The sequence below is a fragment of the Shewanella sp. SG41-3 genome, assembly GCF_014164545.1.
Lineage (GTDB): Bacteria > Pseudomonadota > Gammaproteobacteria > Enterobacterales > Shewanellaceae > Shewanella > Shewanella vesiculosa.
In genome coordinates this window covers 148,559-173,167 of sequence record NZ_JACJFJ010000006.1, presented here as the reverse complement: position 1 = coordinate 173,167, position 24,609 = coordinate 148,559, and the positions used below count along the sequence as shown (strand labels likewise).

Here is a 24,609-nt window from a genome sequence, read left to right as displayed (position 1 = left end):
ATTTTTGTGAGCAAACAGTGGAATTTAGTTATTGATAAAAATAATGTTTGTTTTTATAAAAATGTATTGATTATCAATTGATTAGTTGGTTTATAAGTTTGATCGATTAATTAACATGCTAATTGATTGTTTTAATTTTGATTTTTTTTCTATTTACCCGCAAGATTAGGGTAATTAACGAAAAGGTATTAATACGATGAATTTATCTTCTACAGTAAAGAATGACGATATTTTACTAAAGCTTTGTCATTCTGTTTCTCATGTTCTTTCTAGTACAAGTGCTAGCCATATTAGCCATGCTGGGATGGTTCAAAGTATTTCTCGTACTCGCTTAAAACCTGATTTGGCGTGTTTTTCTATTTTCGATGGCGGCTTTTCAGGTTTAGTTGTGATCAACTTTTCTGCCACCGCAGCAATTGAAATTTATCGTCGTTATATGCTCAACATGGGCATGCCAGAAACTGAATTAGCTTTTTCACATACTTCTGATGATGTCAGTAATGTGATGGGCGAATTAATGAACCAAATTTTGGGCGACTTTATTGGCAAAATTTCAAAAGAATTACAAACGTCAATTAGCCAGAGCCAGCCAAAAATGTTGGTTATTAATAAAGAGTTGACGATTTCAATTGATACTAACCTTGATAACGCTGTCGCAAGACGAGTGACTTTTAAAACCGAAAATAATCATATTTTTTATCTTGAATTTGCTATGGATAAAACAGAATTCATTCGTTCTGCCGATTTTGAAATGGACGAAGAGTTTGATCTTGATTCATTAATTGAAACTCACGGACAAAAACAGCAAGCTCAATCAGAAGCCTCAAAATATGTACTTGATCCTAATGTAAAAGGCATTGTTGTTGATGATGCTGATGATTTACTCAGTGAGCTTGGGTTATAAGCACACAGAGTTAATGAAAAAGGCCAGTTAATTCATTTAGCTTGGCTTTTGTTTAGTAATGCGTATCACTTATACAAGGCTAATCATCAAAAATGGCATCTAAAGCGACTTCTATTGATATAGCTTACCGCGCAGGCGTGTCGCAATCGACCGTATCACGTGCGTTGAGAAACAGTCCATTGGTTAATCTAGAAACGCGTCAGCGTATTCAAGCTATTGCCAAAGAGCTTAATTATAAAGTTGATAAAAATGCCAGCAATTTACGGACACAAAACAGTCATACATTAGCTTTACTGATCTGTGAAGATCCTACCAATGACGACTCAATGATTAACCCTTTTTTTCTATCGATGCTAGGCTCCATTACGCGTGCTACTGCACGACAAGGCTATGATTTACTGGTCTCATTTCAGCAGCTTTCAAGTGATTGGCATGCAGATTACGAGGATAGTAACAAAGCCGATGGCATCATTTTATTAGGCTATGGCGATTATATGGACTACGCACACAAGCTGGATAAATTGATAGAGAAAGAAACCCATTTCGTTATTTGGGGGGCAGAGCATAACAACAAATCTGTGTTGTCGATTGGCTGTGATAACCATCAGGGTGGAATCATTGCCACTGAGCACTTACTCGGATTAGGCCGTAAACACATCGCATTTTTAGGTGATTCGTCCAGTCGCAGCCCTGAGTTTCGCGATCGATATTTAGGTCACCTTGATGCCTTAAAAGCAGCTGGAATTTCAATTGATAAACAGCTCCAGCATGATGCGATTAATACTGAAGGTTCTGGTTATGATGCCACCAACCAGTTATTAGACAGCGGTATAGTATTTGATGCCATTTTTACTGCCAGCGATCTTATTGCTATAGGTGCCATTCGGGCGCTGAAAAAGCGCGGAGTTTCCGTTCCTGAGCAAGTTGCTGTAGTTGGATATGACGATATCCCAGTGGCGAGCTTTGCTAATCCGGCGTTGACCACGATTAAGCAAGATACTCAGTTTGCGGGTGAAATTCTTGTTGAAAGTGTATTGAAATTAATCCGTGGTCAAGAGGTCAGTCAGCGGTTAATCAAAACAAATATAGTGGTGCGTAGTTCTTGCGGTGCCAATGTAGAAGACAACTAGTTTACCTATTACCCAGTAGTTATAAATGTAATCGAATGGGGTTTTAGATGATTGCTATTGATATTAATTTTTTGCTGTTAAAAGGATAAGTCGATTTATGGCAGGAGCCAGTCTATTAACCCTATTAGATGATATTGCCACCATTTTGGATGATGTGGCGGCAATGAGTAAAGTTGCTGCACGTAAAACCGCGGGGGTTCTAGGGGATGATTTAGCGTTAAATGCGCAGCAAGTATCAGGTGTTGCCTCTGAGCGAGAACTGCCTGTGGTATTCGCTGTGGCTATGGGCTCTTTGCGTAACAAAGTCATTTTAGTGCCTTTAGCAATGCTGATCAGTGCCTTTATTCCTTGGGCTATTACGCCGTTATTGATGTGTGGCGGTTTATTTTTATGCTACGAAGGCTTTGAAAAAGTTTACCATTCAATGACCCATAAGCAGACTCATTTGGTCGATGACGATACTGTCGTCGCGAAAGCACAAGCAGACATCGATGATTTAGGCGCCTATGAAAAACAAAAAATTAAAGGTGCCATTCGTACCGATTTTGTTTTATCTGCTGAAATTATCGCAATTAGCTTAGGCGTCGCAGCTCATATGGACTTAATGGCGCAATTTTTAACCTTATCGGTTATTGCTATTGTGATGACATTTGGGGTGTACGGCTTAGTGGCTGGTATTGTCAAAATAGACGATCTCGGTTTATATCTTGCTAGGCGTAAGCCAAGTGGAGTGGGGCATAAATTGGGATTAACTCTCGTGTCTGCCGCCCCTTATTTAATGAAAACTCTCACTTTTGTCGGCACTATTGCCATGTTTATGGTCGGTGGCGGTATCTTAACCCATGGTATTCATTTGGTATCTGAATGGATTGAGCATGCACAAGCCGTGGTGACTCAAATCAATGTTGTGGGTGGCTTTCTAGGATTGCTTACACCCAGTATACTCAATGCATTATTTGGCGTGGTTGCTGGTGGCGTTGTACTATTAGCCATCAAAGGTGTGAGTAAGTTAATGCCCGCTAAAAGCTAGTTTAATAGTGATAAAGCCGGCTGCAAATACTAAAAGAGCATAGTCAATGACTATGCTCTTTTTTGATCTGTGATACTAACCTCTGTTAGTTAATCACTTGAGATTAAACGGCTAAGTTGTCACTCTCACCAAGGTTTGGTTCCGCTTTTGGATTCGGGCCATATTCGTTGTCATCTTTACTGTTAAAGCACATCACAACCAGTAAAATTAATACGCCAAGCAATGGAATAAATATCAATAATAACCACCAACCAGAATGGTCTGTGTCGTGTAAACGACGGACACTCACAGCGATACTTGGGATCATGATGGCGAGTGAATAAATTGAGCTTAATACCCCTGCACCGTAAACGTCGCTGTAAAAACCGACACCCATGTCTAATAGCGTCAGTACGATACTGATCACCGCACTGATTAATCCAAACATCCAGTATTCTTTACGACGTGCACGGCCGCTAAAATCAAAATACTGCTTCAATACTTTTACATACCAATCCATTCGTTATTCCTTAACGTTAATGTTTTTTAATCTAGTGCATTTGTAACAAGATAGCCTTGAATTAACAAGATTTTATTTCAAAATCTATACAAAAAAATAAAGCCGTTGTAAACGACAACGGCTTTATTAATCGTAAAATGGCGATGGTGTTTACCGTGCTAATTGCTGCTTAACTACTGGGTAAAAGTCCCATACTTGTTCGTCGGTCATTGAGCGAACCAGTTTAATGTACTCAGCATGAGTCCATGCCAGTGGTGTCGCAGAGTTAGTACCTTGACCCATTTTGTAGTCATAACGAGTAGCATTACCAACACCATCCCAAGCTTGTTCTGGCAACATAAGCCCTTGGTTGGCAAAAGTTTCCATGCCTTGAACATACGTATTAATTAGTGCTTGCTTGGTGTCAGCCGATAATGTGCCATTTGCCTTGGCTAGCGCTAATTCATAATGGCCACGCTCGCCAGTAAAGAATGGCCAAACTCGGCCACGTTGCTCTTCGGTATTGCCTTTTTCTGCATAGCTAAGGCCCGTGACAGTATCTTCACCATAACCATCGTTACCATAACGACGATAGCCAGGGATTGTGCTGCCATCTTTAGCACTAAATTCATACTTAACTCGCAGATTGTCAGCAAGACTTTGATCATCAATCAGCATCACGCTGTTTTTAATCACAGGATCTTGTGCATCGACTACGCCATAGCGAACTAATTCTAAAAAACCACCGTCTAAAATCATCCGCTGATCTAGGCCTGGTTTTCCATTGTTATCCAGTAGTTTATCTGTAGTGTTCGGATTACCATTTGGGCTAATACGCACATAGTAAGGGGCTGATGAAGTATCGTTTGTTTGTTTACCAAGCGAGCCTGTCGTCGTCACCATAGTGCTTTCGAGCTGATGTTGTAATTTACGTGCTAAATCGGTATATACAGATGCTTGTTCATCTTTTACCAGCATAGCGATGTCACTGGCGGCAACTAAACCGGCAATGATAGCCGCAGTTGTTGATGGTGAAAATCCTGTTTGTTCTTCCCAACGTTCTTGTTGAGTGCTTGGCGGGTTGATTGCAGTGTCATTCCAGCCCAGTTTTACCTTGCCACCGTTTACTAAAAAATCCGCCGCAGGTTTAAGCATGTCTTGATACCACTGGCTGATCTCAGCATCGTTTAGTATGCCAGCTTGCCATAATTTCCAACCAAGCATGATAGGCATGGCGGTTTGATCTAGCTGCACGCCAACCCACTCAATTTCACCATCAACATGGGTTTTTTGTAAAAACCACCCTGGTGTACCAATAAAGCCAGGTGTTTGTTGCTGAACCTGTACCTGTTTTAAATATTCAAATGCCACTTTTGGGGTTTGGGTATCGCCCATGGCTAAAAACGCCATCGCACATTGGTAAAAATCACGTGGCCATACGGCTTTATAACCTGTACTGCCAATCGTTGCTGAAACCGTATCGCCCCAAGGGTTAGACAGCGAGGCAATCAGGGCACCCGCATGGGTTTTATCTTCTTGTGCTTTTAACACTAATGCACTGGCATAAAGAAGTTGGCCGTTATCTGTAGTGTTTGCGCTCATATTATTTAATGGCGCAAGTGACGCTAAATAGTCTTTCCAACCAAGATGGGTTTCGTCACCTAAATAAGCTTGTTTAACTGCATCGTAACCTGAATTTAATGTTGCTTGAGCTGTGGCTAAGCTGCTGGCTTTGTCTTGTCCAAAACCGATGACCAAATTAAAACTTAGGCTGTCGTTTGCTTTCGTCAGGGTAGGGTATTGTGCAGTTAGTGCGACGTTACCGCCTTGATTAGTATCACTGGTTGTACGGTAGTGCCAATCCAATGTTCCATTATCTTGTAAATCAACTAGGCCATCAGATGTGCCGACAAAGCCAGCACTGGCAGCAACAAAGTCAACATCGGTTTTAATTGTCATTACGGTTGAATTAGCATCGCTGGTGTGGGCAACGAGTGTTTGCCCTTCAACGCTGGCAATGTCATTCGCGCCGCTGTTATCGATATGTGGATTAACATAAAGATGTGGGGTTATGCCTGCTTCAAATGCGGTAAAAGTGACTTTCATCATTAAGCTATTTCTATCGGGATCGGTAAAAATATGCTTTTCGATTTGGTATTTACCTTGAATATCTTTATTGATAATTTTATAAGCCAAAGATAAAGGGCGGCCCGTTTCATCTGTGTCTAAATATTCAATAGTGCTAATGGTGTGGTCTTTTTCTGTATCAACAAAGCCATTACCGGTAATAATAAATTGCAGTTCTTTAAGCTGAGCGTTATGAATAAGGCCAAACATGGTTTCGGTTAACACACCTTGTGCAATCGAAAACCACACCTTACTGACAGGATTTGTCGCTTGGTCCTGGTATTGACCATTTACATAGGGCTCATAGGAGGTACCTATACCGGTTTTACCTGAAAAAGCCCAAGTGGGTTCGACACCTGGCGCACCAGGAGCAAGCTTAACGACTTCAGTGGTTGTTTCGGTTGATGCATCACTTTGCTCCTCAGCAGGAGAGCATGCGCTTAACGATAAACCGAGAAAGCTAGCAGTTATCGCAGCCGCTATGGTGCTGCGATGGGTGAGAAAAGGCTTTATCATGGAATTCCCCAAAATAGTCTTAAGCAAAATTAAACGTGAGTCGCTACCTGTGACAAAGACAGATAATCGTAAGAGAGTTATTTTTCTTGTTTAACGAATAACACTGCAATACCCGAAATCATCATAGATACGCCGCCTAAAATCAGTGCATAAATTGGTTCGCCATCAAAAAACGTCTTGAGTAGTAAACCTAAAATACTGGCGGCAAGTAGCTGTGGGATAACAATGAAAAAGTTAAATATGCCTAAATACACTCCCATTTTTTGAGGAGGAAGTGCGGCTGATAACATGGCGTAAGGAACTGATAGGATAGATGCCCAAGCAAAACCAACACCAATCATGGGGATCCATAATTGAGTGGGATCTTGAATAAACATAAAGCTAATTAGCCCAAGTCCACCTAAAAACATATTGATGGTGTGGGTTAATCTAATGCCAACCGCTTTGGCTAAAAATGGAATAATAATCGCGGCAATGGCGGCAAAGCCATTATAAGAAGCAAACAACATACCGACCCAATCCGCACCGTCGTTATAAGCTTGGCTGAGCACATCTGAGGTATGGTAATGATGTGACGTTACGGCAGCAGTGGTATAAATCCACATGGCAAATAAGGCGAACCAGGCGAAAAACTGCACCACAGCAAGCTGTCGCATGGCTTTGGGCATATGAAATAAGTCATCGACCACATTAAATAACATGCCAAAACTTTCACGTTGTTGGGTTGACACGGGAGCGTTTGTTGTCGTTTTCGCTAATTTACACGCACAAAATAGTTGTAATGGGCCAAAGACAAATATACCTAAACTTAATATGTACAATTGTTTATCAAGGTCTTGGATCATAATGGCAGCAGTAAACAATGCGCCAATGACTATCCAAATAATCGCGCCAGTTTGATATTGACCGCTGGTGCGAGTATTCGCGCGGGTTGCCTCATTGTCTGTGGTGTCATGTTGGTGAAACGCTGCCAGTTGTTCCGGCGAATATTCCTTGGTCGAAATAATGGTCCAGCCAACCGCGATAAATAAAATGGCCCCACCAAAATAAAATGAATAACGCACCGAGTCGGCAATTTCACCAGCAGGGGCAGTATTAGCCACATCAAACACATTGGTTAACATGTATGGCATGGCTGAAGCGACCACAGCGCCAATGCCGATAAAGAAACTTTGCATGGCGTACCCTTGGGTACGTTGGCTTTTAGGCAAATTATCACCAACAAAAGCGCGAAAGGGCTCCATGGCGATATTGATTGAGGCGTCCATGATCCACAGCATGCCCGCAGCAATCCATAATGTCGGCGAGTGCGGCATTATAAACAGTGACAAGGTAGTAAGAACGGCACCAATTAAAAAATACGGGCGACGGCGACCAAGGCTATTCCAAGTGTTGTCGCTTAAGTAGCCAATGATGGGCTGGACAATTAGGCCTGTAAGTGGGGCGGCAATCCACAGAATGGGAATGTCGTCGATAGACGCGCCTAAGGTTTGAAAAATACGACTGACATTGGCATTTTGTAGGGCAAAACCAAATTGGATCCCCAAAAAGCCAAAACACATGTTGAAAATTTGCCAAAAATTTAGCTGCGGTTGTTGGGTGACGTTTTTATGATTATGGCCAGACATGTGACATCCTTTTTGGTAAGTCGTTGTGCTTACTTCTTTTAATTCTAATCTTTATCTTATTTATTGTTAGTTTTACTGGTTTTTGGCTACCTTTTTAGCCCAAGGGGTTACCGCTGGTTTGTTGCTGATCGCGATGAAGATCCCGTTATTAATAGCTAAAAAAATAGCGAATACGCATCTCCCTAAGACGGGTATTCGCCAAGACCTACGCTTTATTCTCTGTCGACTTCTATTAAATCAGCAATTAATAAAGATAATGAAGGTACTTTAAAGCTGATGCTCTCTATGGACCAAGATACATCAGAAACGACCTAACCCATTTCATCCTGCAATCACAGACGAAATAGCTTGGTTTATAGTATCCCTGAGCGAGAGAATGGTACAACTGAATACATACGTATTCATGCCATTCAAGTAACCTGATACAAACACAGATGCAACATTCGTTTTAACACATCACAGTGCTTTAAAACGAATGGCAGTACCGCCGCTGGCTGCTAATGATAAATCGAGAGTATCTTTTGCAGTGACGGTTTTAGTTTCAATCACATAATCATAAGGGTTGGTTAACCAATCAGCTTTGCTACCGTCACGATATATTTGCGCTTCATAACGTTTACCTGTAGTTAAAAAGTCCAGCTTTAAGCTTAATTTACGGGGTTGTTCATCAGTTAACGCGCCCAAATACCAATCTTCAGCGCCGCGTTGTTTGCGTGCAAAAGCTACGTAATCGCCAACGTCTCCGGCAAGGGCGATACTGTTACTCCAGTCAGTCGGCACATCTTGAATAAATTGAAATGCATCTAAGCGTTGTACATAGTTACGGGGTAAATCTGCCGCCATTTGGATTGGGCTATACAGCACAACGTACAAAGCCAATTGTTTTGTTAATGTGGTTTTAACTCGATTGACTGCATCTAAACCCTCAGGGGCTAAATTAAAAATCCCCGGGGTGAAGTCCATCGGACCGGCTAGCATACGAGTATAAGGTAATATTGCCGTATGCTCAGGCGTATTGGGTGGATTACCCCATGCATTAAACTCTTGCCCACGAGCACCTTCGCGGGCGATCCAGTTTGGATAAGTACGGCGCAGGCCAGTATCTTTAATGGGTTCATGGGTGTTGATGCTAATACCACGCTTAGCGGCTTCGGTCACACTGTGCAAATATTCATTAACCATAAATTGGCCGTCGTGCCATTCGTGTCGCACAATGCCGTTTTCGTCAACCCGCTTAATATCGCCACCATCGGCCACATAACCAGTTTTTACTTGTGTCACGCCATGCTTTTGATACAAATCATAAGCATCACTCATTTGCTTACGGTAATTGGTTACCGAGCCAGAGGTTTCATGATGTCCAATTAAGCGAACATGTTTACTTTGACCGTATTCAGTAATCGCATCCATATCAAAATCTGGGTACGCTTTAGTAAAGCTAAACACGTCGCCATTATCGAACCAACTGCCATCCCAGCCTTCATTCCAACCTTCAACCAATACCCCATCAAAACCATATTGGGCGGCAAAGTCCATATAACGCTTGGTTTCGCTGGTGGTGGCGCCATGCTTAGGGCCGCTTCCCCAGGTGTTTTCATTTAAATGCATTCCCCACCAAATTCCGACGTATTTACCCGGTTGCACCCAAGACACATCGCCGAGCTTGTTAGGCTCGTTAAGGTTTAGAATTAAATCAGAATTTAATAAACCAGGGGCATCTTTAGCAATTTGAATGGTTCGCCAAGGTGTAGAAAATCCCGGTTGGGTTTTAACTCGTATTCCGTCTGACCACGGGGTTAAATCGGCACGTAAAATACCATCTCTACCTTGGTTTAACACCATGGCAGCATAGTCGGTTAGGGCCGCTTCATGAATACTTAAATGAACGCCATCTGCCGTTCGAAACGTCATGGGCGTATGAGCTCTATCGATTTTATCAAGCGAGGTAGTACGATATAAATATTCGTATCGGTTCCAACCACGTCCAGGGATCCACCAGGCGGTCGTGTGCTGCGGGTCAGGTATCGCAAACTCGGTTAATTCATCAGTAATATCCAGCTTTGGCGTGTTAGCAAGCCCTGCTTGTTTTGGTACTAAGTAGCGAAAACCAATCCCGTCATTAAAGGCTTTAAATTCAATATCGAAATCTACCTGGCCATTACTGAGGGTCGCTACGATACGATTGTAATGATCACGCACGTTTTCACGTTCACCCCAAGGTTGCTGCCAAGTTTGGTCAACGCTGTTGTTAGTTACATTTTTTATGTTGAAATCCAGCCCTAATTCACCTAATTGCTGGAATACCAGACCTAGTTTGCTCGGGTTAACTACGGTTTTACCGTTAAATTGAACTTGGTATTCAGGACGACCATTGTCATCAGTCAAACTGATGGCAATGTGTTTATCTGGAGAGGTCACATTAACCGTTTTAGCTTGCACCATGCAAGGCATTGCTGCCAGTGCCAGAGCACATGAAAAACTAATCATGTTGGGAGTAAAGCTTATATGAGTTGTTGAGGCAGTTGAGTCTGATGAGTTAGCGTACGTCATACGAAGTCCTTGTTTATTATTTTATTTATTCAGCAATCAATATATGACGTTTTTAGATTTTGCAGCAAAGATCTGCATACGTATTCAGGATGTCAGATCGCAAAAGATAACCGTTTATTAGCTAACTCATTTTCGGATAAAAAGCGTTAATGCACTACCACTTGGTCGATTGCGCTGATAACTCAAAGTGATAAGCCGCGTATGGAATTCACAAAGGACTGTGCTGTTTCAGCTTTGGGCTGGTATTTTAATACAAGGTTAAAGCTTGAGCGGTAATGATCAATTCGCTCGGCATTAAATTAAAAAGTGCGCAATAAAGCTGATTTAAAGCAGCATCAGTCGCTTGATATCATGCCCTAGGGATGTAGTGCTAATTTGATAACTCTTACTAGAGTAACTATAGCGCCAGATAAACTTTAGCCGATACGGGCCTGTATTGAATACAGGCGTACATTGCTGAAAAACGCCTAAAATATGAAGTTTAATAACCCTAGATTGACTCCTCGGTTCAATTGAGACTACATCGAAGAAAATACTATTTGGTACGCATGTATTTAAAAGGAGCTAAACCTGTACTTTCACCGACCACCAATGGATGGGGGCACTGTGTGTTTTAGCTGCATATGTTCTACAGTCTGGGCCAGACAATTGATAACACAAATCTTTAGCGAACTTTTTAAATATAAGAATCTATACAGTAAAAGCCCAAGTGATTTAATATTGATTAAAATGCCTCATCTTCACTATAAACATTCACCGTAATCTCACCATTAACACTTTCAGTAACCAAGAAATTTATCGGTTTGCAACATACTTGGCAATCTTCAATATACTGTTGTCCTGCATCTGATGAATCAATAAGAACTTCAATTGTTTCACCACAATAGGGGCAATCTATAAGCTGCTCTGTTAATTGGTTCAAATTTGTAACCTCCTAAATTATATTAATTTATATCAGCTTATAAATGACTGATATTATAAAATCAGCCGCTTAAGTTATTCGCCAAACTGTTTAACCCCTCTATATCGACGGTTTATAGAGCATCGTTATCAAGCTTGCCGCTATGATTGTAGCAGGAATGCGTCCATCGATTGTCGGAGTTAAGTTAGTTGAGACCACTAAACATTGAACAGTTTAGGTCGCTTTGTCTATTCAGTTTAGCGAGAAATACAATATTGGTTAAGGTGTTAAAGAATTTTTAGCTCTGTAGAGTGGTAGTGGCTATTTTTGTGATGATTTGCAAGAAGCGATGAGACGACAAAGATAAAATGAAACTCCATTCTACAAGCATTAGCGGAATGATGGCAAAATTGACTGACCCACAATTCAATTAATGACTGCAGGCCATATCGATTACAATCTCATATCTAATTCATTGTGGATTAACACCACACACTGAGATGCGAACAACATTTTTGGCCCTAAATTGATATGTTGGGTACCCAGACGCTTCAAGCTGTTAAAGCTTTTTTTAGGCATAGGAATATGATCTGTTAGTAAAAAGCATGGATTAGCAGCAAACTCTACATCACGTACTGGGGTGCCTTTTTTCTCCAACATATACAGTTGATAATCTTCAGCTAATTCTTGTATTAACTTTTCAAAACTCACCGTGCGCACCGTAATTCCAGGCTCTACTTCACGTAACTGTTCTTTCGTCATCCCTTTTGATGCGCTTAAGGCTTTAGCAATTTTATTGGTTAGGTTCTGCTCATGAAACCCACCGATATGACCTAATTCGCTTGAACGAAAACAGATGGTACGTGAAAAATCAAGGGTGCTCTCTAACACCAAATATACCACGACATCATCGCGATGGGATTGAGCGACAAAAATGGTGTTCATTAAGGTGTGGGCTAAAATTTCAGTATGAGCCGATTCGCCAATACCCGCCAAAAACTGCTGACTATCAACTGGAGCAGCTCTGGCTCTAACTACAAAAGCGCGCATCGGTATATCCTATTTAAAAGTAAATTAAGCATAAAGCGATAACGTAGTCGAATAATCAATCAGTTACAGCTTTTATTGTCGCTATTATCCCAGTTTTAAGCTTGACTGTAACCTGATTAATCTAATGGTTGAGTTTTAGTTGGCATAGACAAGTACAATTGAGCAATACACTTGTTAAAACAAGCGCTAAGCGTGATGTGATTGAGCATGCTGAAGTGAGATTTATTCAACTGTTGATGCTGCTCATCAGGCCAATAAAAGGCTGTTTAGTTCTAATATTATTGATAGGTAAAATAATAAGGCCAAAAATAAAAAGTCACAGAGGTTAGCTGAGACTTTTAGATTTGACCAATTAAGCTTATTGATTATATAGCTTATTTCATCGGTGACAGTAGTGCAGGATTCGTGACTAAGTTTCTCACACCATGAGCATGATCTTCTTTGAACACGTTACCCTCACACCAGTTACCGACAGTGTCAATATTCACTTTCGCGACTTTAGGATGAACACTCCAAGACACTTGAAATGGCGAACCGACTTGATTGTAGCTTGGGCCTGTTGTTGAGCCAAGATATTGAATCGCTTCGCCAGTATTACTAAGCATATTCAGTGCTTGGTGAAGTCCATTTTTGATATCTAATGCTGTTAATGTTGAAAAATCTAGCGCTTTAGCGTCATTGACTAAGACAAAAACTTGCGTTTCAACTCGTAGCTGTGGGTTATTGATTGCCTCGTTTAAGCAAGCGCCTAATGTTGGGCCAGGGCTAACCTGTGCACTTGAATATACATAATGGACTTCTATGGTATCACCAGAGATTAAAGCGCCGTGTTCACTAGAGCAAACAGCATGGTCCACTGGCATCAATTCGGCTTTAGTTAATTTGCCTGAATATTGATAGCCAGATGTCACGCCTTGGCCATTGCCGTTACCGGCATAGGTAGTAAATTCACCTCCTGAATGTTCAGCATTTTTATGGAAATGGATGTTACATAAATTCATTTCTGTATAAGCTGGCGCAGGAGAAAAATTGATTGGATTGGTTCCTACCAGTGAGTTTAAATCTCGGGGTGATTGAGGCCCAAAACCTCTACCTTTAGTACTAATTGCAAGGTTTGCCCTTTGTGTAGCAATAACATTATCAGCTATCGAGATCTGATGTTCGCTGTGGTTTTCCTTCGCAATCGCACTCATAGAAAGCGATAGTGTTGTTATTGTTACGATAAGTGGTTTGATCATTGTTATGTCCTATAACACGATGATGTTCATGTATCGAAGATAACATTAGTTGGCTAATCATTAATACGCCAGTGCAGGTCTATGATCAGTACTGTTATGTGTCGCTATTAGCGAATTGATTTAACGCCTATTAGAGAATAATTGTTGTTTGAAACGGATGAGGAATATCTGCGTACAGAGAGGGATGGGTAAATTGCAGGGCCGATAGCTTGAGTACAATCATTATCCTCCATAAATTGTCAGAGGATAATGATTGTTATGTGTCTGGGCAGCCTAGGAGCGCTGCGCCCGATGTTAGTTTGTTAGTTCAAGGATCACTGATTGCAGTGGTTGCAGGTTAATATCAACACTGGCACCACCTTGGTTATTTAAAATAAGTTGCTGACTTATTGTGTTATTTGTTAATAAGTTCGTCAGCGTTTTATTGCCTGTAATATGCCAGTTTTGTATTAACGTCTTTGGTAACACAAGGGTAAATTGTTTGCTTTGTTTTTGGCTGAAATTACTGATAATGATCAATTGCTGGTTGTGGTTAAAACGGCTAAAAGCAAATACTTGGTTATCGTAACCTTGAGTATTCAGCTGGCGCTGTAGGGTGTCTAATTCCATGTAATCACCGCTTAATGCCGATGCTGTATGGCTTAGGCTTAATAGCGTTTGATAATAGGTGCGCAGGGTTTTTTCATCGGCTGTGGATTGGCCGCCATCAAACTTGCCGTTATTCATCCAACGTTGATGGGCTGGCACGCCCACATAGTCAAAAATACTAGTGCGAGTCGGTTGGCCAAAGCCTGCTATTTCAGCGCCTTGTTCGCCCACATCTTGGCCAAAATACAATAAGGTAGGTGAGCGACTTAACGTGGTCGATACCACCATAGCAGGTAAGGCGTTAAATGGATTGCCGGCAAAATCGCTGGTATTAATGCGTTGCTCATCATGGTTTTCTAAAAAGTGCAGCATATGCTGGTCAATGTCACTGACTTTTGCTTGAACCGCAGCAATAGCTGCGGTGCTAGCTTTAGCTTGAATGATGGCTTTTAAGGTGTCGTATAAATCGACTTTATCGTAAAGATAATCCATCTTGCCTAAATGAATATAGTCACGGTACAAGTCGGGGTTATACACTTCAGCAAGGATAAATGCGTTTGGATTAGTGTGCTTGATGTGACTATTGAGATAGCTCCAAAATTCAACTGGCACCATTTCGGCCATGTCATAACGAAAACCATCTACGCCTTTGGCTAGCCAATATTGGGCGATATGTTCAAATTTACGCCATGAATCGGGAATGTTGTTTGTATCTTGAGCTTGCCAAAAGGCTAAATGCTCTGCAGCAGATTTAGTCGCATAGTCACGCGGTAGCGTTGGAAAGTCATGGCTGCCATCGGGTTTAACGCCATAGTTAATTTTAACGGTTTCATACCAATCATTGGCGTCGGGTTTGGCTAAACGCGAACCATTTCCGGTCCATTTAGCGGGCGATTCTTGAAACTTACCATCACTGAGTGGCTGAGCTTCACCGCCTAATGCTTGATAGCCATTTGACGCATCAGGGACTTGAAAGTCTTCACCGACCACATAGTAAAAATTGTTGTGCTTGCTGTACACCTGGGTTTTATCGTCATTAACACCAAAGTCTAGTTCACCTTTGGGCGCTGAAATAGAGTGATAATTTCGTGCAACATGGTTTGGCACTATATCGATGATAACTTGCATGTCATTGGCGTGAGTTCTGGCGATCAGTGCTTCAAACTCTGCCAAGCGGCTAGCCGGATTATTGGCCAAATCCGGATTGACGTTGTAATAATCTTTTACGGCATAAGGTGAGCCCGCACGGCCTTTGACAACATCAGGATCATCATTGCTAATGCCATAGGCAGTATAATCATTGATCAGCGCATGATGTGGTACCCCAGTATACCAAACGTGAGTGGTACCTAAGGATTTGATATCTTGTAATGCCACATCCGTGAAGTCGCTAAATTTACCTACACCATTAGCTGCAATTGTGCCCCAAGGTTTATTTGTGGTGTTAGTGTTGCCATACAGACGTGTGAATACTTGATATACCACAGGTTTGCCCGTTGCAGGTATTTGGGGGGGGGGAGTAACTGATAGTTTATTTTTATCGATTTTTATCGATGTATTGGTTTGTTCAACTTTACTAGGTTGGCAAGCACTTAATCCTAAACCCAGCATACAGGCGATAACCAACACTTTTACGCTTGGTGACGGTAGGTGAATGTGAAGTTGGCTTACTAACGGTTTGGTGATGGGGCCCATGAGTCTCTCTTTTATTGTTTTTATTGGCGTGTTTGTATTGAAGACAATAGAAACACGCCATAATTTGCAGTACCTTAATGATTGAATCGTCTACATATCAGCGTTCAAGTTTAAGTATAGTGACACCTTTGTTAGCCAACGAAAGTGGCTTGGATAATGAATACGATTGTTTGCTGATAATATCAACGCCGATAGTATTGTCATTAATAGCAGGTTTAAAGCGCTGTAAATCAAGCTCAACGGCTTGGGTATTTTTATTGTAGATGACCAGCAAGGTTTCATTGCCTTGATGACGGCTTTGGACATAAATACCGTCCTGTGGCACAAAGTGCTGCAATTTACCTTGTTGAATCGCTAACGAGTTTTTACGGTAATTGAGTAATGTACGCACAAAGGTCAGTGCTTCAGTTTGTTGTGGATCCAAGCCTTTTCCTGTAAACACATTGACACTGTCTTGTGGCCAGCCACCCGGAAAATCACCCCGAACAGCGCCGTCGTTACGGCCTTCTGCAGGGCTTTGCATAATTATTTCTGAACCGTAAAATATTTGCGGAATACGGTTGCTGGTGAGCACATAAGCCATGGCCATTTTGTACAGTTCAATGTCGTTTTTCATTAAACTATAAATACGGTTAGTATCGTGATTACCTTCAAATAACACTAACTGACTTGGATTGGCATACACCACGTCGTTAGCCAACATTTGATAAAGGTCGATAAAGCCAGCTCCCCAATCTTCTTCTTTAGTTAAGCTGGATATGAGCGTGTCGTAAAGCGGGAAATCCATCATGCTAGGTGCAAAAGATTGATAACCATCGGCATTTTTCTTTCCTGCCTGCCAGTAGCTCACCGTCACTGGATTACTGCTCCATTCTTCACCAACGATATTAAAATGAGGGTATTCATCCATAATGGCTTTTGACCAAGCAGTTAAAAACGCTTTATCTGCGTAAGAGTAAGTATCTTCGCGAATACCGCTCAGCCCTGCATATTCGACCCACCAGATACTATTTTGGATTAAGTATGTTGCCATGTGTGGATCGCGTTGATTGAGGTCTGGCATGGTGACGTCAAACCATCCGTCGCTAAAATCAGTTTTGTCTGCATTCACAGAGTAAGGATCTTGTACTGTAGTGCGTCTATGGCTTGAGTAACTGACATCGGTTGGATCTTTTAGCCAACGTGATTGACCATTAATCCAGGTGTTGCTCGGCATACTGCTCATCCACTGATGGCCTGATCCCATATGATTAACCACGACATCCTGAATGATCCCAATACCAAATGATTGCGCTTCTTCTACGAGTGATTGGTATTCTTCATTGCTGCCAAAACGTGGATCTATGCGATAGAAATTGGTGGTGGAATAACCATGATAAGAATACTTTTGTTGGTTATTTTCAAGCAGTGGATTTATCCATAACTGGGTCACACCTAAGTCATGTAAGTAGGGCAGTGCTTTGCGGATCCCCAAAATATCACCGCCATGGCGACCGCCATCAAAACTGCGGTCAGCTTTTTCAAGCATGTCTGGCTGATTATCATTGTCTGGATTACCGTTAACAAAACGATCCGGGGTGATTAAGTAAATCACATCTTTATTACTAAAGCCTTGGCGATCTCGTGAGTCTTTTTTGCGGGTTTGTAGCTCATAATCAAATTGTTCAATTAATTGATCATCTTTAAATAAGCCTAAGATCAATTGTTGTGGTTTAGCTTGGCTTAAATCCAAATTTACGAATAGATGATTATTGCTATCAGTTCTCTCGACATTAATCAGCGTGACACCTTGAGCCTTAATTAATTTAACTTGGCTTTCACGAATATTTTCCCCCGTAAGCAATAGTTGTAGCTGGGGTTGTTGCATGCCTGCCCACCATGACATTGGCTCGACACTGAGTGTTGCATTGGCCGACATGGCATATGTGCTCAATGCACAACCGAGTAAGAAGCTTGATGCTAACCTGCCCAGGTGTTGTTGGTAGGCTTGTGCTAAATGGGGGTAATGAAATGACATAGTTATTCATCCTGTATTTTTTTGTTGTTTATTGATGACGGTTAATTAGTCGCTAAAGATAATTAAATCATGTTGTTATAAACCAGTTACAGCGTTGCAATATAGTCTTTATGGCTCGGCATTTGACTCACAGTGGTGTTAATAACCTTACGGATATTAGTTAAGTAGTCGGTTAAATCGTCTTGGCTGACCGCTTGTGTAAGCGGATGATAATCCTCTGGAATAATGCCTTGTCCTAACATCACCTGGATCCAGGCTGCTTCAGTAAACAATTCATCTTGATGCCTGAAAACTGTTGCTGTGGCTTTAAATAAATCGATTTTATGTTGCAAGCTTTCGGGAATATCCATATCGCGACATTGCTGCCATAAACCGCGTTCATTGTCGGCAGATTGTTTTGCATTAAGATGGTAATGCAAAATAATAAAGTCGCGGATTTGCTCAAACTCAGTTTGTGATTGGCGATTAAATTCATCAATGTGCTGGGGTTGAATACCGTTTCGTGGAAATAATTTAGTTAAACGAATGATTGCTGATTGGACTAAATGTAAGCTGGTGGACTCTAACGGTTCTAAAAATCCACTCGATAAGCCAATAGCCACGCAGTTTTTATGCCATTGCTTGACGCGCCTGCCAGTGGTGAAGTTTATTTTACGCGGCTCGGCTAAGGGTTTTCCATCTAGGTTGGCTAATAAATGCTGTTTTGCTTGTTCGTCGCTCATATGTTGGCTGCTATATACAATGCCATTGCCTGTGCGATGTTGCAGTGGAATACGCCATTGCCAACCAGCATGGTGGGCAGTGGCTTTAGTGTAAGGCGTAAGGGGAGAGGTGCTTTCACAAGGCACTGCATATGCGCTGTCACAAGGTAGCCAATGCTGCCAGTTTTCGTATTCGACGCCTAATGCCTGTTCAATTAATAATGCACTAAAACCCGAACAATCAATAAATAAGTCGCCACTAATACAAGGACCATTTTGTAAGGTGACACTTTTTATACTGCCATCGACGCTAAGTTCGGTGCTGGTAATAATGCCTTCAACTCGATTGATACCACGTTGAACACTGTATTGGCATAGCAAGTTGGCATATAAGCCTGCATCAAAGTGGTACGCGTGGGTAATACCGCTCATTTGTGCTTGAGCAATGGTTTGAATGGGTTGAAATTTGTTGTGTTTGGCCGCTTGATAGTTAAGCGAGTATTGCCAAAAGTCATTGGCATTATATTGACTGCCATTGGCTTGAGAAGGATTGCTTGGAGAAAGATTGGCCTGAGCACTAAGCCAATAATGATGAAATGAGGTAAAGCCTAGGTCACGGCCAATATTACCAAAGGCGTGCATATAAGCTTCGCCTTGTTGATGCCAATTTTGAAATTCAATACCCAATTTATAAGTGGCTTGGGTGGCTTTGATAAAATCAGTTTCACTAATCCCAAGTACACTGTTAAATATCTGCAGTGGCGGGATAGTGGCTTCACCCACACCGATAGTACCTATGGCGTCGGATTCAATAAGGGTGATGTTGAGTTGTTTGTTAAACAACTTGGCTAACATTGCTGCGGTCATCCAGCCCGACGTTCCGCCGCCTACAATGACAATGTTTTTTATTATCGTTTGATCCATTGTTATCGCCTTTTAACTATTTGGGATTTATTTTTACTGAACCCGATAAAGTAAAAAAGCCCCTGTAATAGGTTACAGAGGCTTTTTTGTCGGTTTAGTACATTCTACAAGCCCATTAGAACTTGTAGTTTGCGCCTAACATAAAGTTACGACCGTAGTTTTGATAATCACGCACTAAACGTTGGTCATCACCAGTGTAAGACGTAAATGGCTCGTTGGTTAAGTTATTCACTTGGAACTGTACTGATAAACCGTATAGCGCATCGATACCGCTTTCAGTAAAGTCATAGCCAATTTGCGCATCAACAACCGTTTCTGCTTTGATGTTAACGTTTTCACGTTGAAGACTGATTTTAGTCACTTCACCTAAGAAGTCACTGCGGTAACGAGAGCTGATACGAGCTTCGAAACCTGAGTTTTCATAGTAAACAGTGGCATTGAAGGTTTTTTCAGAAAGACCAGGCAGAGTCGTTGGATCGCTGTCTGCAGTTTCTTTTACTTCGCTGTCGTTGTACGAACCACTTAAGATAGTACCAAAACCACTTAGAGAATCAGCAAACAAACCAAAGTCGATTGATAACGAGGCCTCAATACCTTGTACATAACCGCCATTACCATTTAAAGGTTGGCTAACATTACCAATTGGGTTGTCACCTGGGTTCTGTGGTAAAATAGTGCTGAAATCAAAGTTAGTTTGTTGATCATAAACGTAGTTTTCTAAGTCTTTGTAGAACACTGCTAATGAGAAATAACCTTGGTCACTAAAATAGTTTTCATAGCTAATGTCGTATTGACGCGCTAACCAAGGACGTAGTTCTGGATTACCAGCCCCACCAGACCAGTTAACACCATCATTAGGGTTTTGAGTGTAGCTAAAGTTAACGTTAGCGTTCATTTTGTCCATACGAGCACGGGTTAACGTACGTGCAGCAGCAAAACGTAACATTTGACCATCGGCAACTTCAAAGCCTAAGTTCATGCTAGGTAACCATTCAAGGTAAGAGTCACCCGCAGTGCGAGGCGTTAAAGTCACAACGCCATCTTCAACTGTGGCCACTGTACCGTCTGAGTTTTGGTTTGTGTTTACAGCTTGAATACCGACGTTACCCGTTAAAGGAAAACCGAACAATTCAGATTCTATATTGGCTTTAACATAAGTCGTGGTGACTTCTTCTGATACAGCCCAAGAGTTAGTCGCACGTGATAAATCCACATCTGCTACGTCAGTTTCGGTATAACCACCAGCATTATAAAACGCTAATGAGTCATAACTTAGTACGTCACCCATGCCAAAGAAATCAAGTGAAGTTGGTGATAGTAAATACTGTTCAGGAACGGTCTCTAAGTAATTATCAGATCCGTCATAGCCCGCTAAAGTCAGGTAATAACCTTTATCAAGTTTGCTTTTATCGCGATTAGTGCGGTTAACACCAAACTCGACACTGCGCACTGCACCTTCATCAAACACGTATTCTGCTGTTAAACGGAATGATTTAAGCTCATCGTCAATTTCAGGCTTGTTAATAAAACCGTCTTGAGTATTAGCGCCCAGTGGGCTGCCCCAACCGAGTGGATCACCTAATTTAATGACATTAGGATCTGCATAGTTAAGGCTATGGGTGAAGTCGTAGCCGCCATTTCCATTGTAGTTAAAACCTAAGTCATCCACTGCGCCGACGCCGGTTCCACGGCCTGTGCCACTGTAGCTTTCCATACCAATATCGGTACGTTCTGCTTTTGATAGGGCAATATCAGCTTCTACGCGCCAGTTATCATTGATGGTAAACTTGTTGTTCCAACCAATCGCAAGCGATTTAGCATCTCGTTTGTTAACATCGTTACGCACAACGACTTCGGCACCATTAATGGTTCCTTGAGTGACTAAACCGTCTTCAGCAGTGGTCGATGTTACGCCGCCATTAGTGCCCCAAGCAGCAGGGATTTCGATACCACGTAAACGTTGATCATCAGTAAATTTTGTATAGTAAATATCAACAACTGAAGTGAATTTTTCGTTAGGTGCGTATTCAAATACTGCTAATACACCATCACGTTCTAATTCGCTTGAACGCACAAATGGTTTTGCGCCACCTAAAACACTGTCACCAGCATCATTTTCTGGGTAACCCCATGCCTGCCAGCGTTCTTCTTGGTTAGGCGACATCATGCGGGCATAACCTAGGGCAATACCTATGGTGTCATCAGCAAACTGGTCAATATATGAAATACTGCCACGGTAACCGGTATCGCTTGAACCACTATTAAGTGAGCCTAAGTCGTTCATTTCGCCGCGAAGCGACATGGCTATCGTTTGTTCGCCATGAGTTAACGGGCTAATCGTTTGCATATCTACCGTGCCGCCGATGGCTTGCGCCATGACAGAAGCATCTGGTGTTTTGTATACCACCACACGGTTTAATAATTCAGAAGGGTATTGGTCAAACTCAACACCACGGTTATCGTTTACCGAGGCTTGCTCGCGACCATTTAATGTTGCAGTAGTGAAATCTGGACCTAAACCACGGATAGAGATAACGTTAGCACGGCCATCAAGGCGCTGTGCTGATACGCCAGGTAAACGGGCGAGTGATTCTGCAATACTAACATCGGGTAATTTACCGATGTCTTCGGCTGAAATGGCTTCAACAATTGATGACGAAGACATTTTTAGTGATTGTGATTCTTGTAAGCTGCGACGAATACCTGTGACTTTTACCACTTCAATATTTTCGTCGGCAGTTGCCGTAGTATTTACGTCATCAGCAGCGTAAGCAGTCATGCTTGCACCTGCTGCAACTAACGCCAGCGTGAGTAGGCTCGGTTTAAATAGCAACATCAATATTTCCCCTTTTGTGGATACTTAACAACGTAAAGTACAAGTTGAGTGTTAGTATCCTTTTGATTTTTGGTTACATTCTTTATTGTGTTTTTACCTCAGCATGCTTAATTAACTTTTGTAAGTGACTGCATAAGTGCTGAAGTTATGACCAAATTGTTGCACAACAGTGACGATACTACTCCCAGTTCAGTTTTGCCGACAATATTATGCATACGTATTCAGCGCTAATCATGGCTAATTAGTGACAGTTTTTTACAATTTTGAAACAACTGAGTGGGGCTTGGTATCATACTTAATTCGTTGTATTAATGAGGCTTATGGCGTTTCAGTTGTATGTTGCAAGCTAATTATTTCTTTGCATACGTATGCAGGTGTATTGAACCTGATTTCCTTATTCACGTATCCTCGGGGTAATAAAAAAACACTAGCGAACTGTTACGCAGTCGCAACATCAAGGTAACTCGTCGATTTATTTCAGGGTTAACTTACTTCTAAGGGGATGCAATGGGTCAGGTCAGTTGGTGGCGCGGCGGAGTGATATATCAAGTTTATCCTCGCAGTTTAATGGATACTAATGGTGACGGTGTTGGTGATTTGCAGGGCATCATTGCTAAACTTGATTATATTGCCAGCCTGAATGTTGATGCAATTTGGATTTCGCCGTTTTTTAAGTCGCCAATGAAAGACTTTGGCTATGACATCAGCGACTATCTCGAAATTGACCCGCTGTTTGGCACCATGGCTGATTTCGATCAGCTTATCGAAAAAGCCCATCAGTTAAATATCAAGGTCGTGATTGACCAAGTGCTAAGCCATACTTCAGACCAACATGCTTGGTTTGAGCAAAGTCGTCAAAGCCGAGACAATGACAAAGCTGACTGGTACGTGTGGGCTGATCCTAAAGACGATGGCAGTGCGCCTAATAACTGGCTCGCCATTTTTGGTGGTTGTGCATGGGAGTGGGAACCTCGTCGTCAGCAATACTATCTGCATAACTTTCTCAAAAGTCAGCCGGATGTAAACTTCCACTGTCCTCAGGCTCGTCAAGCGGTATTAGACAATGTTGAGTTTTGGCTCAAAAAAGGTGTTGACGGTTTTCGCCTCGATGCGATTACGTTTTGTTACCACGATGAACAATTACGTGACAACCCTGCTAAACCCAAAGATAAGCGCCAAGGCCGTGGTTTCAGTGAAGATAATCCTTATGCTTACCAATATCATTATTACAATAATACTCGGCCGCAAACCGTTGGCTTTATTGAACAGCTGCGGGCGTTAATTAATCGTTATCCTGGCGCCGTCACCTTAGGTGAAGTGTCATCTGAAGACTCGTTAGCCACTATGGCTGAATACACTCAAGGTGATGACCGATTACATATGGCCTACAGTTTTGAGTTGTTAACCGATGACTTTAGCGCGGCTTATATTCGTCAAACCGTGGAAGAACTAGAAGCTAGTATTGGTGATGGCTGGCCATGTTGGGCCATAGGTAATCATGATGTTAAACGGGTTGCGTCTCGTTGGGGTAAAGCCAGCGTGAACCCAACAATGGTGAAAATGCTCAATGCGATGTTATTTTCATTACGTGGCAGTGTGTGCAGTTATCAAGGGGAAGAGCTGGGGTTAACTGAAGCCTCAATTGAATATGACCAGTTACAAGATCCCTTTGGTATTGCCTTTTGGCCGATGTTTAAAGGTCGTGATGGATGCCGTACCCCGATGCCTTGGGTAAAAGGGGCTGCTAATGCAGGCTTTAGTGAAGCAACGCCTTGGTTACCTATTGATCCTGCACATAATAATAGTGCTGTGGATGTGCAAGAAGCTGATCAAGATTCGATTTTGCAAAGTTACCGTCATTTTTTACAGTGGCGCAAAAAGCAACATTTACTGATTGAGGGTGATATTACCTTTATCGACAGTCATCCTGATGTGTTAGCCTTCATCCGCAGTCAAGATGATCAGCGCATGCTAGTGTTGTTTAATTTGTGTGGTGAGCAACAAACTTTTGCATTAAATGAGTTACGATTGTCTTCAATTATAGACGATCATGGGTTACTCTGTGGCGCGCAAGATGTACTGGACCCTGCAACTATTGTGTTGCCAAGCTTCGCCAGTTTTTATGGCCTACTTGGATAGCATGACTAAGCCGAAATACTGCTGTATTTCGGTTTTTTTTGGTTTATTTTTTGATTGAACTATTTTCAGTATATCGGCGATAAAGTTTTACACTATCATAGCGGATGTGATAGTGAGTTTAACGATTAAAAACAGTAGTATAACAATAATCATTAAG

At 41.8% G+C, this 24,609-nt stretch carries 15 protein-coding genes; 4 read left to right on the top strand and 11 right to left on the bottom strand.

Annotation, left to right across the window (positions count from 1 at the left end; translation table 11 throughout):
• The first annotated feature begins 196 nt into the window (after positions 1-196).
• The 3 genes from H5164_RS13410 to H5164_RS13400 all read left to right on the top strand — a co-directional run bounded on the left by H5164_RS13410 (position 197) and on the right by H5164_RS13400 (position 3,064).
• The gene (locus H5164_RS13410; RefSeq protein WP_124015932.1) at positions 197-904 is read left to right on the top strand and encodes a DUF3334 family protein; all 708 of its coding nucleotides are present in this window, start codon (positions 197-199) and stop codon (positions 902-904) included.
• Between the two features lie 92 nt (positions 905-996).
• On the top strand, positions 997-2,034 hold the full coding sequence (locus tag H5164_RS13405) for a LacI family DNA-binding transcriptional regulator (protein WP_182756636.1): 1,038 nt from the start codon (positions 997-999) through the stop codon (positions 2,032-2,034).
• 97 nt (positions 2,035-2,131) lie between these two features.
• Positions 2,132-3,064 carry a DUF808 domain-containing protein gene (locus H5164_RS13400; RefSeq protein WP_182756634.1) on the top strand — a complete coding sequence of 311 codons (933 nt, stop codon included), beginning with the start codon at positions 2,132-2,134 and terminating at the stop codon, positions 3,062-3,064.
• A gap of 103 nt (positions 3,065-3,167) precedes the next feature.
• Here H5164_RS13400 and H5164_RS13395 read toward each other — a convergent pair whose 3' ends face one another.
• The 11 genes from H5164_RS13395 to H5164_RS13345 all read right to left on the bottom strand — a co-directional run bounded on the left by H5164_RS13395 (position 3,168) and on the right by H5164_RS13345 (position 22,313).
• Entirely contained in the window at positions 3,168-3,563 is a 396-nt protein-coding gene (locus tag H5164_RS13395) for a DUF805 domain-containing protein (protein ID WP_124015935.1), read from the bottom strand.
• Between the two features lie 150 nt (positions 3,564-3,713).
• A complete protein-coding gene (locus tag H5164_RS13390; protein ID WP_124015936.1) occupies positions 3,714-6,185 on the bottom strand; it encodes a glucan 1,4-alpha-glucosidase in 2,472 nt (823 codons plus the stop codon).
• A 77-nt stretch (positions 6,186-6,262) separates the two neighbouring features.
• Entirely contained in the window at positions 6,263-7,813 is a 1,551-nt protein-coding gene (locus tag H5164_RS13385) for an MFS transporter (RefSeq protein WP_182756631.1), read from the bottom strand.
• A gap of 456 nt (positions 7,814-8,269) precedes the next feature.
• Positions 8,270-10,300 carry a glycoside hydrolase family 97 protein gene (locus H5164_RS13380; protein ID WP_259396812.1) on the bottom strand — a complete coding sequence of 677 codons (2,031 nt, stop codon included), beginning with the start codon at positions 10,298-10,300 and terminating at the stop codon, positions 8,270-8,272.
• Between the two features lie 787 nt (positions 10,301-11,087).
• On the bottom strand, positions 11,088-11,285 hold the full coding sequence (locus tag H5164_RS13375; RefSeq protein ID WP_124015939.1) for a CPXCG motif-containing cysteine-rich protein: 198 nt from the start codon (positions 11,283-11,285) through the stop codon (positions 11,088-11,090).
• 432 nt (positions 11,286-11,717) lie between these two features.
• The gene (trmY, locus tag H5164_RS13370; RefSeq protein ID WP_182697180.1) at positions 11,718-12,314 is read right to left on the bottom strand and encodes a tRNA (pseudouridine(54)-N(1))-methyltransferase TrmY; all 597 of its coding nucleotides are present in this window, start codon (positions 12,312-12,314) and stop codon (positions 11,718-11,720) included.
• Positions 12,315-12,688: 374 nt separating this feature from the next.
• Positions 12,689-13,552, bottom strand: coding sequence for a delta-class carbonic anhydrase (locus tag H5164_RS13365; protein WP_182756627.1), 864 nt, complete (start codon positions 13,550-13,552; stop codon positions 12,689-12,691).
• A 294-nt stretch (positions 13,553-13,846) separates the two neighbouring features.
• Positions 13,847-15,751, bottom strand: a complete 1,905-nt coding sequence (locus H5164_RS13360) for an alpha-amylase family protein (RefSeq protein WP_182756734.1) — start codon at positions 15,749-15,751, stop codon at positions 13,847-13,849.
• A 181-nt stretch (positions 15,752-15,932) separates the two neighbouring features.
• Positions 15,933-17,852: a glycoside hydrolase family 13 protein gene (locus H5164_RS13355; RefSeq protein ID WP_182756625.1), complete on the bottom strand. Its 1,920-nt coding sequence runs from the start codon at positions 17,850-17,852 to the stop codon at positions 15,933-15,935.
• Between the two features lie 86 nt (positions 17,853-17,938).
• Positions 17,939-19,477: a tryptophan halogenase family protein gene (locus H5164_RS13350; protein WP_182756623.1), complete on the bottom strand. Its 1,539-nt coding sequence runs from the start codon at positions 19,475-19,477 to the stop codon at positions 17,939-17,941.
• Between the two features lie 115 nt (positions 19,478-19,592).
• Positions 19,593-22,313: a TonB-dependent receptor gene (locus H5164_RS13345; RefSeq protein WP_182697184.1), complete on the bottom strand. Its 2,721-nt coding sequence runs from the start codon at positions 22,311-22,313 to the stop codon at positions 19,593-19,595.
• 507 nt (positions 22,314-22,820) lie between these two features.
• Here H5164_RS13345 and H5164_RS13340 point away from each other — a divergent pair.
• On the top strand, positions 22,821-24,452 hold the full coding sequence (locus H5164_RS13340; RefSeq protein WP_182756621.1) for an alpha-glucosidase: 1,632 nt from the start codon (positions 22,821-22,823) through the stop codon (positions 24,450-24,452).
• Positions 24,453-24,609: the final 157 nt, after the last annotated feature.